This window comes from Microbacterium paraoxydans (assembly GCF_900105335.1).
Taxonomy (GTDB): domain Bacteria; phylum Actinomycetota; class Actinomycetes; order Actinomycetales; family Microbacteriaceae; genus Microbacterium; species Microbacterium paraoxydans.
On the sequence record NZ_LT629770.1, the window covers coordinates 1,554,665 to 1,570,674 of the forward strand.

16 protein-coding genes are annotated in these 16,010 nt (G+C 71.9%); 7 read left to right on the forward strand and 9 right to left on the reverse strand.

The annotated features are described in order from the left end of the window. Positions 1 to 28: 28 nt before the first annotated feature. The gene (galE, locus tag BLU02_RS07860; protein WP_060923382.1) at positions 29 to 1,006 is read left to right on the forward strand and encodes a UDP-glucose 4-epimerase GalE; all 978 of its coding nucleotides are present in this window, start codon (positions 29 to 31) and stop codon (positions 1,004 to 1,006) included. Between the two features lie 2 nt (positions 1,007 to 1,008). Here the strand turns inward: galE and BLU02_RS07865 are convergent, their stop codons facing one another. From BLU02_RS07865 to BLU02_RS07875, 3 genes are read right to left on the reverse strand one after another with little or no spacing between them, the layout of a single operon-like run. Further along, positions 1,009 to 2,334 (reverse strand): MFS transporter, encoded by a 1,326-nt coding sequence (locus tag BLU02_RS07865; RefSeq protein WP_060923381.1) that lies wholly within the window; start codon positions 2,332 to 2,334, stop codon positions 1,009 to 1,011. Then, positions 2,331 to 3,257 carry a polysaccharide deacetylase family protein gene (locus BLU02_RS07870; protein WP_060923380.1) on the reverse strand — a complete coding sequence of 309 codons (927 nt, stop codon included), beginning with the start codon at positions 3,255 to 3,257 and terminating at the stop codon, positions 2,331 to 2,333. The genes BLU02_RS07865 and BLU02_RS07870 overlap by 4 nt, the downstream gene beginning before the upstream one ends. 23 nt (positions 3,258 to 3,280) lie before the next feature. Continuing rightward, on the reverse strand, positions 3,281 to 4,426 hold the full coding sequence (locus BLU02_RS07875) for an ROK family protein (RefSeq protein WP_083370927.1): 1,146 nt from the start codon (positions 4,424 to 4,426) through the stop codon (positions 3,281 to 3,283). 168 nt (positions 4,427 to 4,594) lie between these two features. On the opposite strand from BLU02_RS07875, the gene BLU02_RS07880 reads away from it, so the two are divergent. Continuing rightward, positions 4,595 to 5,122 (forward strand): GNAT family N-acetyltransferase, encoded by a 528-nt coding sequence (locus BLU02_RS07880; RefSeq protein ID WP_060923583.1) that lies wholly within the window; start codon positions 4,595 to 4,597, stop codon positions 5,120 to 5,122. A gap of 13 nt (positions 5,123 to 5,135) precedes the next feature. Here the strand turns inward: BLU02_RS07880 and BLU02_RS07885 are convergent, their stop codons facing one another. Next, positions 5,136 to 6,584, reverse strand: coding sequence for a gamma-aminobutyraldehyde dehydrogenase (locus BLU02_RS07885; RefSeq protein ID WP_060923584.1), 1,449 nt, complete (start codon positions 6,582 to 6,584; stop codon positions 5,136 to 5,138). Between the two features lie 99 nt (positions 6,585 to 6,683). Here BLU02_RS07885 and BLU02_RS07890 point away from each other — a divergent pair, with 99 nt between their 5' ends. From BLU02_RS07890 to BLU02_RS07900, 3 genes are read left to right on the forward strand one after another with little or no spacing between them, the layout of a single operon-like run. Continuing rightward, positions 6,684 to 7,151: an Lrp/AsnC family transcriptional regulator gene (locus BLU02_RS07890; protein ID WP_025105441.1), complete on the forward strand. Its 468-nt coding sequence runs from the start codon at positions 6,684 to 6,686 to the stop codon at positions 7,149 to 7,151. Between the two features lie 26 nt (positions 7,152 to 7,177). Next, positions 7,178 to 8,581, forward strand: coding sequence for an NAD(P)/FAD-dependent oxidoreductase (locus BLU02_RS07895; protein WP_083370928.1), 1,404 nt, complete (start codon positions 7,178 to 7,180; stop codon positions 8,579 to 8,581). Then, on the forward strand, positions 8,578 to 8,928 hold the full coding sequence (locus tag BLU02_RS07900; protein WP_060923656.1) for a cupin domain-containing protein: 351 nt from the start codon (positions 8,578 to 8,580) through the stop codon (positions 8,926 to 8,928). Before BLU02_RS07895 ends, BLU02_RS07900 begins: the two co-directional genes overlap by 4 nt. Before the next feature lie 23 nt (positions 8,929 to 8,951). Here the strand turns inward: BLU02_RS07900 and BLU02_RS07905 are convergent, their stop codons facing one another. The 5 genes from BLU02_RS07905 to BLU02_RS07925 form a co-directional block, all read right to left on the reverse strand. Further along, positions 8,952 to 9,869, reverse strand: coding sequence for a DNA-methyltransferase (locus BLU02_RS07905; protein WP_083370929.1), 918 nt, complete (start codon positions 9,867 to 9,869; stop codon positions 8,952 to 8,954). Between the two features lie 104 nt (positions 9,870 to 9,973). Then, the gene (locus BLU02_RS07910) at positions 9,974 to 11,023 is read right to left on the reverse strand and encodes a lipoate-protein ligase LplAB (protein ID WP_060922641.1); all 1,050 of its coding nucleotides are present in this window, start codon (positions 11,021 to 11,023) and stop codon (positions 9,974 to 9,976) included. Between the two features lie 33 nt (positions 11,024 to 11,056). After that, positions 11,057 to 11,794 (reverse strand): DUF1684 domain-containing protein, encoded by a 738-nt coding sequence (locus BLU02_RS07915; RefSeq protein WP_060922640.1) that lies wholly within the window; start codon positions 11,792 to 11,794, stop codon positions 11,057 to 11,059. A 720-nt stretch (positions 11,795 to 12,514) separates the two neighbouring features. Next, positions 12,515 to 13,369 carry an alpha/beta fold hydrolase gene (locus BLU02_RS07920; RefSeq protein ID WP_060922639.1) on the reverse strand — a complete coding sequence of 285 codons (855 nt, stop codon included), beginning with the start codon at positions 13,367 to 13,369 and terminating at the stop codon, positions 12,515 to 12,517. A gap of 9 nt (positions 13,370 to 13,378) precedes the next feature. Continuing rightward, entirely contained in the window at positions 13,379 to 14,137 is a 759-nt protein-coding gene (locus BLU02_RS07925) for a copper homeostasis protein CutC (RefSeq protein WP_083370930.1), read from the reverse strand. A gap of 71 nt (positions 14,138 to 14,208) precedes the next feature. On the opposite strand from BLU02_RS07925, the gene BLU02_RS07930 reads away from it, so the two are divergent. Further along, positions 14,209 to 14,649 (forward strand): MarR family winged helix-turn-helix transcriptional regulator, encoded by a 441-nt coding sequence (locus BLU02_RS07930; RefSeq protein ID WP_060922637.1) that lies wholly within the window; start codon positions 14,209 to 14,211, stop codon positions 14,647 to 14,649. A gap of 5 nt (positions 14,650 to 14,654) precedes the next feature. Beyond that, complete coding sequence (locus tag BLU02_RS07935; protein ID WP_060922638.1) at positions 14,655 to 15,986, forward strand: MFS transporter; 1,332 nt, start codon at positions 14,655 to 14,657, stop codon at positions 15,984 to 15,986. Positions 15,987 to 16,010 lie beyond the last annotated feature (24 nt).

A 16,010-nucleotide genomic window follows, 5' to 3' on the forward strand; every position in this document is an offset into this window, starting at 1 on the left:
CGCCACCGCCGCGGCAGGAGAGGAACGCATGTCCTGGATCGTCACCGGCGGCGCCGGCTACATCGGTGCCCACGTCGTCCGCGCCCTCGCGGAGGCCGGCCTCTCCCCCGTCGTGCTGGACGACCTGTCCAGCGGCGTGGCCTCGTTCGTACCGGAGGGCGTGCCGTTCGTGCGGGGCAGCATCCTCGACCGCGCCCTCGTCGAGGAGACGCTGCGCACCCACGAGGCGGAGGGCGTGATCCACGTCGCGGGCTACAAGTACGCCGGAGTCTCGGTCCAGCGCCCCCTGCACACCTATGCCCAGAACGTGGAGGGGACGCGGATCATCCTCGAGGCGATGGCGGCGGCGGGTGTCGCGAACATCGTCTTCTCGTCTTCGGCGGCCGTGTTCGGCACCCCGGACGTCTCCCTCGTCGTCGAGGACACCGCCAAGCGGCCCGCGAGCCCCTACGGCGAGTCGAAGCTCATCGGAGAATGGCTGCTCCGCGATCAGGCGATCGCCACCGCCGACTCCGACCGCCCGCTGCGCCACACCTCGCTGCGGTACTTCAACGTCGTGGGCTCGGCCGACCCGACGGTCTACGACGTCAGCCCCCACAACCTCTTCCCCATCGTCTTCGAGGCGCTGATCGAGGGCCGCACTCCCAAGATCTTCGGCGACGACTACGACACCCCTGACGGCACGAACGTCCGCGACTACGTGCACGTGGGTGACATCGCCGCCGCCCACGTCGCCGCGGCGCAGCGCCTGGCCTCGGGTGCTCCGATCGAGCCCGCGTACAACCTCGGCTCCGGCGATGGCCTCAGCGTGAAGCAGATCATGGATGCGGTCGCCCGCGTCACCGGCATCGACTTCACCCCGGAGATCGGCCCTCGCCGCCCCGGCGACCCGGATCGGATCGTGGCGACCGGCGAGCTCGCGGCCCGCGACCTCGACTGGACCATGCGCTACACGGTCGACGAGATGGTGCGCACGGGCTGGGAGGCCCGCCGCGCCGCCGGCTGACCTCACACGTCGCGGGTGCGGAGCGGGTAGAGCCAGAAGCACAGCCATCCGACGGCGGTGAACGCCAGCGGGATGACCGCCAGCATGAGCCGGATGCCGCCGTCGACGGCCTCCGGCTGCGCGTCGCCGAGCTCGGCGTCGAAGCCGGTCGCGGTCAGCACGGCCGCGGCGACGATCGCCTGGAGAACCACGGAGCCGCGGACGACGAAGCCGTTCACGCCGAAGTAGGCGCCCTCGCGGCGGTGGCCAGTGCGATGCGCGTCGTCGTCGATGATCTGGGCGAGCACGACCTCGAGGAGCTGCAGCAGCCCGCCGACGCCGACCCCGACCGCGATCCCGACGAGAGCCGCCGCCCCCACGGACGTCGGGATGAGGTACCCGAGCACCGCGACCCCGAACACCCCGACGCTCCAGAGCAGGGCCGTGCGCGGGGAGGTGCGCCGGACCACCGCGCTCCACAGCACGATCGACGGGATCGCCGTGAGGAAGATGGCGCCGAGCAGGAGGCTCCCCTCGCCCTCGGCCGCCCCCAGCGAGTAGCGGACGTAGAAGGGGACGGCGGCGAGGATCACGGCGATCGAGGTCTGCACGCAGAGCGAGCCCAGCACGTACGGCACGAAGGCGCGGTTACGGAACGTGTAGACGAGCTGATCCCGCCAGCGCATCGCCTCGGAGGCGGCCTCCGGCACCCGGCGCTCGATCATCCCGCCGAGGAACGACCAGGCGAGCAGCACGAGACAGACACCGGACAGCACGAGCGCCATCCCCGGCCAGCCGATCGCGTCGTAGAGCGCGGGGGCTCCGGCCGTGCCGAGCACCATGCCGAGGATCGCGAAGATCTGCCGCGGCACGTTCCCGCGGGCGCGCTCCTCCGTGGTCCGGAAGATCTCCGGGAACAGCGCGGAGATGTTCAGCACCACGACGACGAAGGCGATGTCGTAGACCGCGACGACCACGAGGAACCACACGATGAGCCCGGCCGCCGGGAGCGCGGGCGGCATCCAGACGAGGGCGAAGGCGACGACGAGCGGCACGATGCCGAGCCCGATCCACGGGATGCGCCGGCCCCACGGCGTGCGGATCCGGTCGGAGAGCGCCCCCACGACCGGGTTGAGCGCCGCGTTGAGGATGCCGTGCGCGATCATCGCCGCCGCCACCCACCCCGCGGGGACGGCGAGGTGCGAGACGTAGAAGTACACGACGAACGCCGAGAACGTCTGCGTCATCAGCTGCGTCGGGAACCCCGAGGCCCCGAAGGCGATGGTCTGGGCGCGGGACGGCGCGGCGTCGAGACGGCGGTCGCGCAGCCGTTCGCCGAGCGTCGTCATCGGGCGTCTCCCCGCTGCAGGTCCCGCAGCGCGCGCCAGCCGACGCGGACCAGGCCCTCCTCGGCGATGGTCTGCTGCACGAGAGGGTCGTCGAGCAGCCGCAGCTCGTAGCCGCGCTTGGCCGCCGCGAAGTCCACCGCCGCGCGCAGCTCCTCGCCGTCGGCCATCGGGTGCAGGTAGATCTCGGTGACCCCGGGCGGGACGGCGCGCAGCACCGCGAGGAAGCCGTCTCGGACCTGCTCGTACGACTCCTCGTCGGCGGTGCCCTCGCCGCGCAGCTCGAACGGGTGCGTCCACAGCCGGTCGACGATCTCCACGCCGAACGCATCGGCCACCGCCGCCGCCTCGGTGAGCTTCGCCTGCAGCATCGGATCGGCGTCCGCCCCCTCCATCTCGCGGGGCAGGCGGAAGGGGAGGCCATGCCGGGCGGCGAGCTCGAAGACGGCGCGCAGGAAGTCCCGGCCGGTCAGCAGCCCATAGACGGAGCCCATGTGGTTGTCGAGGTGGGTCACGTCGACGCCGGCATCGAGCGCGGTCTGCAGCTGGGCGGCGATCTCGGCCGCGACGTCCGCTTCGGAGGCGTGCTGCTCTACCGTCGCGACGTCGGCGGGGAAGTAGCCGTCGGCGTCGACCAGGGTCGAGGCCCCGGTGAGCGGACGCCATCGGTACCGGCGCCACTCGCTCGTGAGCACGAGGTGCACGCCCACGTCGAGGTCCGGGTGGGCAGCGGCGAAGGCGAGCGCTTCCGGGGACCAGGCGCAGGGCACCATCACCGTCGCCGAGTCGATCCGGCCGCGCACGAGGAGTCCGGAGATCGCGGCGTTCGCGGCATGGCACATCCCGAAGTCGTCGGCGTTGAGGATGACCGCCCTGGCTCCGGACGGCAGTCCGAGTCGGTCGGCGAGGGCGGAGGAGGCGGTCATGGCGTGTCCTGTCGGGCGGGCGGTCAGCGGCCGGCGGCGGCTGCGCGGGAGGGGGTGAGGATCCGGGTGAAGACGTCGGCACGGAGCGCGGAGGCCGCCTCGCCCACGGCTCCGACGAGCGGCGCCTCCGGCCCGAACGCCGAGGCGAGGAAGCGGAGCGGCAGCTGCGCGGAGAACTCGTCCGCGACGCGCTCGATCGCGTCCAGGAGCGCCGGGTGTACCGCCTCCCCGCCGAGGATGAAGGCCTCGGGATCGAGCACGAGGGCGACGCTGCCCGCCGCGAGGAAGAGCCGGCGTCCGATCTCGGCGACGAGCGCCTGCGCCGCCTCGTCGCCGCGCTGTGCCGCCTCCAGGTGGGCGAGGAACGGCGCGTCGACATCCAGCCCCAGGCCGAGGGCGAGGTCGCGCACCACCGTGGCCCCCGCGACGGGGGCGCCGATGGGCACCGGCGTCTGCGGGAGGTACATCACCTCGCCCGCCACTCCGGAGAACCCGCGATGCAGCGTCCCGTCGATCACGATCCCGGCCCCGAGGTCGTCGTCGAGCAGCAGGAGCGCGAAGCTCGAGAGGTCGATGCCGACGCCGCTGGTCGACTCGGCGAGCGCGGCGAGGTTGACGTCGTTCTCGACGCGGACCGGGCAGTCGAGGGCGGCCGCGAGAGCCGCGCGGAAGGCGCCGCCGTCCGGCCCCTGGTCGTCGCGGATCGCGCCGTCGGCAGCCACGATGCCGGGCACTCCGAAGACGGCGAGGTGGAGCGCGCCCTTCACGGATCGGCGGCAGGCCGTGACGAGCGCGGCGATGTGCGCGACCCGGTCTTCGCCCGTGGGGAAGGCGCCGTGCCGCTCGGCTCTGACGGTGCCGGTCGCGTCGACGAGGACGACATGGGCGGCGTGATGGTCCACGTGCACGGCGGCCGCGAAGCCGAGGGCCGGGTGCAGCGCGACACGGCCGGCCGCCGGCCCGCGGGTGTCGCGGTCCACCCCGGCCGCGGTGACGGCTCCTGCCGCGTCGAGCATCCGCAGCACCTGGGTCACGGCCGTGCGGGAGAGGCCGGTCGCCGCCATGAGCTCGGCCCGGGTCTGCGGTCCGCTCCGGGCGAGGCGCTCGAGGATCGCGCGGCCGTTGAGTGTACGGAGCAGGGTCTGCGGTCCTGCGAGGGGTCGTGACATGCGGCGGAACCTCTGGGGGGTCGATTCTCGTGCGGAGTCGGTGCCCGCCAGCCTGCCACATCGCGTCGCACCCGTCGACCCGTCTTCTCCGGCCGGGTCGCCAGCACCGGGTCACCGAGTACCGGGAGGGGACGGAAGGACGTCGGCGGGCGCGCATAGGGTGGAGGGATGACGCCCCTGGTGATCCGAGACGCCATCGCCGACGATGCCGAGGCCGTGGCCGGAGTGCATGTGCGCTCGTGGCAGGCGGCCTACGAGGGCCTCATCGACCAGGAGGTGCTGGACGGGTTGTCCGTCTCGGAGCGCGCCGACGGGTGGCGCCGCATCTTCGCCGATCCCCTCCCCACGAGCCTCGGGACCCTGGTGGCCGAGCGCGACGGCACGGTCGTCGGCTGGGCGTCGTTCGGCTCCGGCCGCGACCCCGACGGCCTGGACGATGCGGAGCTGTACGGCATCTACGCCGATCCCACCGCGTGGTCGACGGGGGCAGGGCATGCCCTCCTCGACGCCGCCGAGCAGCGCATGATCGACGCCGGCCACACCCGCGCCTACCTCTGGGTGCTCGACGGCAACGACCGGGCCGACGGCTTCTACGCCCGGCACGGGTGGGAGCTCGACGGGGCCACGAAGATCGATCAGCGCCCGCAGTTCACGCTCCGCGAGCACCGCCGCGTCAAGCACCTCGCCCCGCGCTGAAGCGGTCCCGCCGTCAGTCGAGCGCGCTCATCACGTGCTTGATGCGGGTGTAGTCGTCGAAGCCGTACTGCGACAGGTCCTTCCCGTATCCGGAGTGCTTGAAACCGCCGTGCGGCATGTCCGACACGAACGGGATGTGGGTGTTGATCCAGACGCACCCGAAGTCGAGATCCCGGGAGAAGCGCATGGCGCGGGCATGATCGTGGGTCCACACCGACGCGGCGAGCGCGTACGGCACGTCGTTCGCCATCGCGAGCGCCTCCTCCTCGGTGTCGAAGGGCTGGACGGTGAGCACGGGACCGAAGATCTCCCCCTGCACGACCTCGTCGTCCTGCTGCACGCCGGTCACGACGGTCGCCTCCCAGAAGTAGCCCCGGTCACCCTGCCGCGCCCCGCCGGTCGCAACCGTCGCATGCCCGGGAAGCCGGTCGACGAAGCCCTGCACCTGCGCGAGCTGGGCCGCGCTGCTCAGCGGTCCGTACAGCACGCCCTCTTCGTCCGGCGCCCCGGTCCGCGCGTGCGTGCGGGTCCGCTCCACCAGTGCCGCGACGAGCTCGTCGTGCACCGACGCGTGCACGAGCACCCGGGTCGCCGCGGTGCAGTCCTGCCCCGCGTTGAAGAAGGCCCCCGTGACGATGCCCTCGACCGCCTTCTCGATCGACGCGTCGGGGAAGACGATCGCGGGCGCCTTGCCGCCGAGCTCCAGGTGCACGCGTTTGACGTCGTCGGCCGCCGAGCGGGCCACGGCCATGCCCGCGCGCACCGAGCCGGTGATGGCCACCATCTGCGGCGTCGGATGCTCGACGAGGGCCGCTCCGGTCTCACGGTCGCCGAGCACGATGTTGAGGGTGCCGGCGGGGGTGTGGCGCGCGACGATCTCCGCGAGCAGCAGGGTGGTGAGCGGCGTGGACTCCGCCGGCTTCAGCACGACCGTGTTCCCGGCGGCGAGCGCGGGAGCGATCTTCCACACCGCCATGTTCAGGGGGTAGTTCCACGGCGTCACCTGCCCGATCACGCCGATCGGCTCCCGGCGCACGAAGGAGGTGTGCCCGGGGAGGTACTCCGCGGCGGCTCGACCCTCGAGGCTCCGCGCGGCGCCGGCGAAGAACCGCAGCTGGTCCGCGGACTGCAGGATCTCGTCGGCGACGAGCGTCGCCCGCGGCTTGCCGGTGTCCTTCGATTCGAGGTCGGCGAACTCCTCGGCCCGCGCGGCCATCTCCTCGGCGATGCGGAACAGCGCGAGCTGGCGCGCAGACGGCGGGGTGTCCCGCCAGATCGGGAACGCCGCCGCGGCCGCGGCATACGCGGCATCCACGTCGGTGCGGTCGGAGATCGGGATCTCGCCGTAGGCTTCCTCCGTCACCGGATCGATGAGCGGCAGGCGCCCGCTCCCCGCTGCGGTGACAGCGCGACCGCCGATGAAGTTCTGCAGGGGCACGGTCATCGTCGACGGTGAGGACATAGCGCCATGGTAGCCATCAGAACGCGGAATCTGTAGCTTTTCGTCCACAGATCGACGGATTCGGTTGCGCAGCCCCCATCCGAGTGTCACGATCGGTACATGAGTCCGAAGACGCCTCCCCCCGCCCTCGACGACATCTCGAAGCGCATCGTCGAGCTGCTGCAGGAGGACGGTCGGCGTCCCTATGCGGAGATCGCCCGGGAGGTGGGGCTCAGCGAGGCCGCGGCCCGCCAGCGGGTGCAGCGGCTGACCGAATCGGGCCTGATCCAGATCGTCGCCGTGACCGACCCGCTGCAGCTCGGCTTCCACCGCATGTCGATGATCGGGATCCGGGTGTCCGGCGACCCCCGCGCGATCGCGGAGGAGCTCACGGCGATCCCGGAGCTCGCGTACGTCGTGGTCACTCTCGGGACGTTCGACATCCTCGTCGAGGCGGTGTGCGAGGACGACGACCACCTGCTCGACCTCATCGCCACCCGCATCCGTACCATCCCCGGCATCATCCAGACGGAGAGCCTGCTCTACGCCGGCCTCTACAAAGACCTCTACAACTGGGGAACGCGCTGACGCGCTCCCCTCGCATCGGAGTGAACATGGGCACCACGGTCTTCGAACGCCGGCGTCCTCCGCAGTCCGTCATCGACGACGCCCTGCGCGACACGGCCCTGTCGGTCTTCTGGCTCGACGACGTCGAGCGCCCCGCGCACCCGCCGCTCCGCGGCACCGTGCACACGGACCTCGTGGTCGTCGGCGGCGGCTACACCGGACTCTGGACAGCCGTGCGCGCGAAGGAGCGGGATCCGGAGCGGAGGGTGGTCCTCCTCGAGGCGTCCCGCGTGGCCTGGGCGGCGTCCGGGCGCAACGGCGGCTTCTGCGAGTCCAGCCTCACGCACGGCCATGAGAACGGCGTGAACCGCTGGCCCGAGGAGATCGACCGCCTGGAGGAGCTGGGCCACGAGAACCTCGACGGCATCGCCGAGACCGTGCGGCGGTACGACATGGATGCTGAGTTCGAGCGGACGGGCCAGCTCGCGGTGGCCGTCGAGCCGCATCAGGTCGAGTGGCTGCGCGAGGAGGAGGGCTTCCTCGACCGGGAGGCGGTGCAGGCGGAGGTGCACTCGCCCACGTTCCTCGCCGGCGCGTGGGACCGGGACGGCTGCGCTCTCGTACACCCGGCGAAGCTGGGGCTGGAGCTCGCGCGGGTGGCCGCCGACCTCGGCGTGGAGATCCACGAGCACAGCCTCGTCCGGCGGATCGAGGGCGCGGACTCCGGTCCGGTGACCCTCGTCACGGAGCACGGCCGGGTGACCGCCGACACGGTGGCGCTCGCGACGAACGTGTTCCCCTCGCTCCTGAAGCGCAACCGCCTCATGACGGTTCCCGTGTACGACTACGTGCTGATGACGGAGCCGCTGTCGGCCGAGCAGCTCGCGTCCATCGGCTGGCGGAACCGCCAGGGGCTCGCCGACAGCGCCAACCAGTTCCACTACTACCGCCTCACGGCCGACGACCGGATCCTGTTCGGCGGCTACGACGCGGTCTACCACTTCGGCGGCAAGGTGCGCCCCGCCTACGAGGATCGGATGGAGAGCCACCGGCGCCTGGCCTCGCACTTCTTCACCACGTTCCCGCAACTCGCCGGCCTCCGCTTCACGCACCGCTGGGCCGGAGCGATCGACTCGTCGAGCCGGTTCTGCGCGTTCTTCGGCACCGCCCGCGGCGGCCGGGTCGCCTACGCCACGGGTTTCACCGGCCTCGGGGTCGGCGCCGCCCGGTTCGCTGCGGACGTGATGCTCGACAAGCTCGCCGGCGAGGAGACCGAGCGCACGCAGCTCCGGATGGTGCGCGAGAAGCCGATCCCGTTCCCGCCGGAGCCCGCCGCGTCCGTCGGCATCAACCTCGTCCGTGCCGCGATGGACAGGGCGGATCACAACGAGGGGCGCCGGAACCTGTTCCTGAAGACGCTCGACGCTCTCGGCATGGGCTTCGACTCGTGACTGGCCTCGCCCCGGGGGCCGCCGTCGACGCCGGACGCCTCGCGCTGACGCACGCCTCCCTGCCCGCCGAAGACGTCCGCGACGGCGCGCCGACCACCGCGTACTCCGTGCTCGACGACGCAGGAGGGATCGAGATCGGCGTCTGGGAGATGACGCCGGGCACGGCGGTGGACGTCGAGGAGGACGAGGTGTTCGTCGTGCTCTCCGGCCGCGCGACCGTGACGTTCACCGCGCCCGCGCTCCCTCCGGTGGAGCTCGGCCCCGGGTCCGTGATGCGGCTCACCACCGGCATGCGGACGGTCTGGACGGCGAGTGAGACCCTGCGGAAGGTCTCGATCGGGCTCTGACGCCTGCTGCCGACCAGGCCCGCTCAGGCCCGGCGGACCTCCGCGTGTGGGATGCGCTCAGCCATGACCCGCACCGCCTCCGGGTTGTCGTCCACGAGCACGGCCTCCCGACCGAGTGCGGAGGCCACGGCTCCGGTCGTGCCGCTGCCCGCGAAGAGGTCGAGCACCCGGTCACCCGGCCGGCTCGACGCGGTCACGATGCGCCGCAGGACGCCCTCCGGCTTCTGCGTCGGATACCCGGTCTTCTCCCGCCCGGTGGTGGGGACGATCGTGTGCCACCACACGTCCGTCGGCAGCTTGCCGCGCGCGGCCTTCTCCGCGGTCACCAGTCCCGGCGCCATGTACGGCTCCCGGTCGACGTCGTCGGAGTTGAACACGTACGTCCGCGGGTTCTTCACGTACACCAGGATCGTGTCGTGCTTGGTGGGCCACCGCCGCCGGGACTTCGCGCCGTAGTCGTACGCCCAGATGAGCTCGTTGAGGAAGCAGTCCCGGCCGAACACCGCGTCGAGCATGACCTTCGCGTAGTGCGCCTCGCGGTAGTCCAGGTGCAGGTACAGGGTGCCGTCGTCGGCGAGCAGGCGCCAGGCCTCCTCCAGCCGCGGCATGAGGAAGGCGCCGTAGTCGTCGAAGCTGTCATCGTACGCGCGCAGCATGCCCCGCACCCGCTCGTACCGGTGCCCGTGGAAGCCGTGCCGCACCTCGGGCTCGCCGGGCGCACGTTCAGAACCCAGGAGATCCGATGCGGTGTCGGCCGATTGGGGGCTGCTCCCGTCCGGATCAGCCGATTCCTCCGGAGTTGTGAACGTGCGGCGGGCGGTGACCACCTGCCGCTCCCGCACCCGCCCGGTGTTGAACGGCGGGTCGAGGTAGACGAGCGTGAAGGATGCGGACGGCAGGGTCGCCGCGACCGCGAGGTTGTCCCCCTCGATCACCGACACCCGCCCCGGAACCTGCGTCCCTGAGCCACCGCCCTGGGTCCCTGAGCCCGTCGAAGGGCCCTGGGTCCCTGAGCCTGCCGAAGGGCCTGAGCCTGTCGAAGGGCTCACGGAACCCGGTGCAGCCACGCGTCGGTCGAGAACTTCGACTCCACCAGCGCCTGGGCATCGGCGTACTCGTCCGGCGTGATGCCGCCGTCCTCGGCGGAGGTGAGCGAGCGGAACGTGTCCTTGAAGCGCTCGATGATCTCGGCGCGCTCCAGTCCGGTCTGGCTGCGCAGCGGGTCGACGCGCTTGGCTGCCGAGGTCGTGCCCTTGTCGCTGAGCTTCTCGCGGCCGATGCGCAGCACCTCGGTCATCATCTGGCCGTCGATGTCGTAGGAGAGGGTGGCGTGGTGCAGCACGCCACCGTTCGCGAGGCGCTTCTGCGCGGCGCCGCCGATCTTGCCGGTCGGGCTCGCGATGTCGTTGAGCGGCTGGTAGACGGCGTCGATGCCGAGCGACCGGAGCGCCTGCAGCACCCAGTCGTCGAGGAACGCGTAGGAGTCGGCGAAGGTCATACCCGCCACGAGCGAGGCCGGCACGTACAGCGAGTAGGTGATGATCTGCCCCGCGGCCATGAGCATCGCCCCGCCGCCGGAGATGCGGCGGACGACGTCGAAGCCGTGCGTCGCAGCGCCCTCGGGGTCGACCTCATTGCGGTACGACTGGAACGACCCGATGACGACGGCCGACTCGTCCCATTCCCAGATGCGCAGCGTCGGACGACGGCGCCCCTCGCCCACCCGGGAGGTGAGCACCTCGTCGAGGGCGAGGTTCATGCGCGGCGAGACCGCCTTCTCGTGGACGATCTCCCAGTCGAAGTCGCGCCACCCGGGCGCGGTGACCAGAGCGCGACGCACGGCGGTGCCCACGGCCTCGGGGCTGAAGCCGAGCAGCTGCGACCCCTCGGGGAGGGCACCGCGGACGGCCGCGGCGATGGCCGTGGCGTCGGACTCGGCGGGGAGGCCCTCGACGGCGGCGTTGATGTCGTCGAGCGCGGAGTCCGGTTCGAGGAAGAAGTCCCCGGCGAGCCGGAACCGCGCGATCCGGTCGTTCTCGACCTCGAGGTCGACGACGACGAGCTTGCCCCCAGGAACCTTGTATTCACCGTGCACGGATCCAGCTTAAGGCGCACGCTGCCGCCGTGGTCAGCCGCCGAGCACGACCACGCGTTCCCCGGCCCTGATCGGCGTGGAGTAGCGGTTGCCGGGCGTGGGCAGGGGGCAGATGAACTGGTCGGAGAAGGCGCACGGCGGCAGGTACGCCCGGTTGAAGTCGATCACGGCGGACCCGTCGGCGGCGGGCTCGTCGACGGGGAGGAACCGGAACCGGTACGTCTCCAGCCCGTTCGTCCCGTCGGCGAAGACCGCACTCAGCGCTCCGCTCCCGCTGCGGGTGACCGTGAGCTCGCGCGGGGCCCCGGCGAGCTCGAACCGCAGGCGTCCGGCGATCGCGGTCTCGCGCTCCTCGCCGTCGACCGCCGTGACGACGATCCGCTCGTCTGGCGCGGGCTCGAACGTGGCCGGGATCCGCCATCGTTCGTCGGGGCCGTAGGCGTCGATCGCCGTGAACCACTCCCGCTGCGGACGAGCGGGGTTCCAGACGCGGAGGGCCAGCAGTCCGTTGCGGTCGAACACACGCAGCTCGCGCCGCCCGAGGCGCAGGGTCTGGGTGCCGCGGAGGGTGACGACCGACCCCGACGGTCCCAGTTCGCTGCCGCGGATGCCGCCGTCCCCGGTGAGGGCCCAGAGTCCGGGCACGCCGTCGACCGCGGCGGGTTCGGTGATGAGCCAGTTCGTCGACTCCAGCGCGGACGGCCCGTACTCCGACCCCGCATAGCGCTCGCGCGCCGCGTGCCACTCATGCCAGTCGGTCAGGAAGCTCATCGCCGCGGGCCCTCCCCCTCGCTCGTGCGGATGTGCCCCGAATCTAGGGCTGCCCCCACGGCCCGTGGCCTCCCTCCGTCACACGCCTTCACCCCGCGTCATCCCGCGTCACACTCCCTCCGCCCTCAGCCCCGTCCCTCCCTCCCGTCCCTCCCTCCCGTGCGGGATCAAACCCGCCCCTCCCCGCCCCCTCCCCCGCCCGTTCCTGATCCCGCCCCCGGCGCGCAGCCCGCCACCCCTCGCGCGCGGGATCAAAACCGGCCCCTGGCACCGCGCTCCGCGCCCGTTTCTGATCCCGCCACCGGGACACGCCCGCCACACACACCGCCAGCGGGATCGAAACCGCACCCGCCATCCCGTCCCCCGCCCGTTTCTGATCCGCCACCGCGCGGCCCTCCGCCATGCGCACGCTCTGAACTCACCACCACCGCCCCGATCAGCGGCGCGGCCCCCGGCGTACCCGCTCACCGTGTGTGTTCGAAAACGCTCTCCCGCAGCCCGCCCCAGGCCCGAAAGTGATCCCGCGGGATGGCTGGAGGCGCGAAAGTGATCCCGATACGTCGCCGCGGACGCCGCCGCGTCGACGCTCGCCGACGCCCCCACTCGTCGCGAGTGCAGAAACGCGCCTCTGCGACGTGTTCCGGGCACCAAAGTGATCCCGCGAGGCGGACGGAGGGGCGAAAGTGATCCTGGACGGAACTGGAGGGGACGGGGCGGGGGTCAGCGGGCCGGGATGTGGGCGTCGAGCCACGCGAGCACGTCGGCGCGCACCTCGTCCTGCTGGAGCTCCTGGAAGATCTCGTGCCGCGCGTCGGGGTAGACGAGGGTCGTGACGTCCGTGAGCCCGGAGCGTCGGCGGTACGCGTCGGCGAGCTTGTGGACGCTGCGGGGACCGCCGACCGGATCGTCACGGCCGACGAGGAGGAGCACCGGGAGGTCGCGCGCGAGGTGCTTCGCCGGACGCCCGTAGAGTCGCGCCGCGTCGAGCGGACCGAAGAGCTTGAGCAGCGGCACCCCCGTCGTGAGCGGGTCCTCCTCGAAGGCCTTCCACACCGCGGGGTCACGGCTCAGCCACTCGTATCCGGTCGCGTCGTCGGCGGCCCACGCGGCGTTCAGCGGCGCCGGGTTCAGGGAGCGGGGCGTGCGCAGCGCCGAGCCCGACAGGATGACCGCATCGAAGGCCTCCGCGTGCTCGTTCACCAGCATCTGCGCGAGGAACGACCCCCACGAGTGCCCGAGGAGCACGAGCGGGAGGTCGGGGTTCTCGTCGCGGATGATGCCGGTCAGCTGCCAGACCGCGTCCTTGGCCGCCCGGAGTCCCCCGGGACCGAGCCGTCCGAGGCGGGCCGGGTCGCCGTGCTGACGCATTCCGGTGCGCCCGTGCCCGCGGTGGTCGTCCGCGTAGACGGTGAACCCGGCTCCGGTGAGTGCGGCGATCAGCGCGGGATACCGTCCTGCGTGCTCCCCCACCCCGTGCAGGAGCTGGACGACGCCGCGGGGCGTCCCCTCCGCCGGGTGGACGTCGTAGACGATGGCGATGCCGTGGCTGTCGGTGTACTCGCGGGTCTCGGTCATGGTCCTGCCTTACCGGTCGGTCTCCGCGAGGGCGTCGTGGATGGCGTCGCGGATGGCGAAGGCGATGTCGCGATCCGTCACCTCGTAGCCGCCGACCCCGTCGGAGGCGGAGCCCATGCGCACGCCGCCGTCCTCGGTCACGGCCCGCTTCGCGGAGAAGTGGAGGGCGTCCACCCCGGCCCGGGCGAGCACCGGAGCGCTCGCGACGTCGACGCCGCTGCCGGCCATCACCTCGATCTGCCCCTCGGCTGCGGCGACGAGCGCGCGCAGGGTGTCGATGCCGTCGATCGCTGCGGACGCCCCTCCGGAGGTGAGCACGCGCCGGAGCCCGAGCTCCCTCGCGGCCCGCAGGGTCGCCACCGGGTCGGCGGTCACATCGATCGCGCGGTGCAGGGTCGCCGGAGCTCCCCCGGCCGCATCCCGCAGCCGGGCCATGGCGTCGCGATCCAGTCGGCCCTCGCCGTCGAGCGCGCCGATCACCACTCCCGCTGCGCCCGCCGCGACCGCGTGCCGCACGTCGCGTTCGGCGACGGCCAGCTCATCGGCGCTGTAGTGGAAGCCGCCGGCGCGCGGACGGATAAGGACGTGCACCTCGGGGCCGTTCGCCCCCGCGGCTTCGAGCGCGAGCTCCAGGGTGGCCGGCGACGGGGTGAGCCCGCCCAGCGCGAGGGCCGTGGCGAGCTCGACGCGAGCGGCGCCGACCTCGGCGGCGATGCGCACTCCGGCGGGATCCTGGACGGCGATTTCGAGAGGGATCGTTCGGGTCACCCCTCCATTGTGCCCGCTGACCTCGGCTCCCCCGGCCCTCGGGGCAGAAATATTAGATAGACTAACTAAGTATGTCTGCGTCCGATGATTCCCTGCACCTCACCGCCACAGACCTCCGCATGGCCACGTTCCGGCTCGCCCGCCGGCTCCGCTGCGCCCGTGCCGCCGACATGATGAGCGACACTCAGCTCGCCGTCCTCGCCGACCTCCGCATGAACGGTCGGCGCACGATCTCCACCCTCGCCGAGCGCGAGCGCGTGACCGCCCCGTCGATGACGAGCATCGTGAACGGCCTGGAGGAGCAGGGCTATGTCGCCCGCACCCCCGACGAGGACGACCGCCGCCGCGTGCAGGTGGACATCACCCCCGCCGGCGTCGAGATCGTCGTCGAGACCATCCGCCGCCGCGACGTGCTGCTGGCCGACATGCTCCGCGAGGTCGACTACACCGAGGAGGAGCTGGCGACGCTGCGAGAAGCCAGCGCCCTGATGCGGAGGGTGGTGGAGCGATGAACGCCATGTTCCGCTCCTTCGCGAACATCAACTACCGGATCTGGTTCGCCGGAGCCCTCGTGTCGAACGTCGGCGGGTGGATGCAGGCCACCGCGCAGGACTGGGTCGTGCTGACCGAACTCACCGACAACGACGCGACCGCGATGGGCGTCACCATGGCGCTGCAGTTCGGCCCTCCCCTGGTTCTCGTGAGCCTGACCGGCTGGGTCGCGGATCGCTTCGACCGGCGGAAGATCCTCCTGACCACGCAGACCGCGCTCCTCGCTCTCGCGATCGCCGTGGGCTCCCTGCTGCTCGCCGGGGTGATGACCCTGCCGATGATGCTCACCTTCGCCCTCGGATTCGGCATCGTCAACGCCTTCGATGCCCCCGCGCGGCAGGCCTTCGTGTCGGACATGGTGTCCGCGACCGAGACCTCCAACGCCGTGGCGCTCAACTCCGCCTCCTTCAACCTCGCCCGGATGATCGGCCCCGCGGTCGGCGGTCTGCTCATCGTCGCGATCGGCTCCGGCTGGGTGTTCATCGTCAACGCCGCGACGTTCCTCGCCATGATCGTCGCGCTGCTGCTCATGCGCACGCACCTGCTCGCACCGCGGCCGAAGAACCGCAACCGCGGCGGCCTCGCCGAGGGGTTCCGGTACGTCTGGGCGCGCAGCGACCTCAAGGTCGTGTTCGTGACCGTGTTCCTCATCGGCGCGTTCGGCATGAACTTCCCGATCTTCGCCTCGACCATGGCGCTGGAGTTCGGAGCCGGCGCCGACGGGTACGGGGTGCTGAGCTCGGTGCTCGCGATCGGGTCCCTGATCGGCGCCCTCCTCGCCGCGCGTCGGGACCGGGCGAGGGTGCGCGTGGTGATCCTCGCGGCGGGCGGCTTCGGGATCGCGGCGTTCGTCTCGGCCGCGATGCCCACCTACCTCTCCTATGCGGTCACGCTCACGTTCACCGGCTTCATGATCGTGACGCTGCTGACCACGGCCAACGGCTACGTGCAGATCACGACGGATCCGGCACTGCGCGGACGCGTGCTCGCCCTCTACATGGCCGTCATCATGGGGTCGACTCCGGTCGGCGCGCCGATCGCCGGCTGGGTCGCCGACGCGTTCGGTCCTCGTGCCGCCATCATGCTCGGCGGGACCGCCGGCTTCATCGCGTGCGCGATCGGCGTGACCTGGGTGCTCACGTCAGGGCGTCTGCGCCGTGAGGAGAGCAGCCGCTTCCGGCTGACGCTCGACGAGACCCGGCCGCTGCGCGTCGTGCAGCCCGTCGAACCGGTCGACTACACGGAGAAGGCGGCGGCGACCACGCCCATCCGCCTCCCGCGCCGCGACGGCGAGTGAGCTGCGAAGGCGTTTGTCAACGCC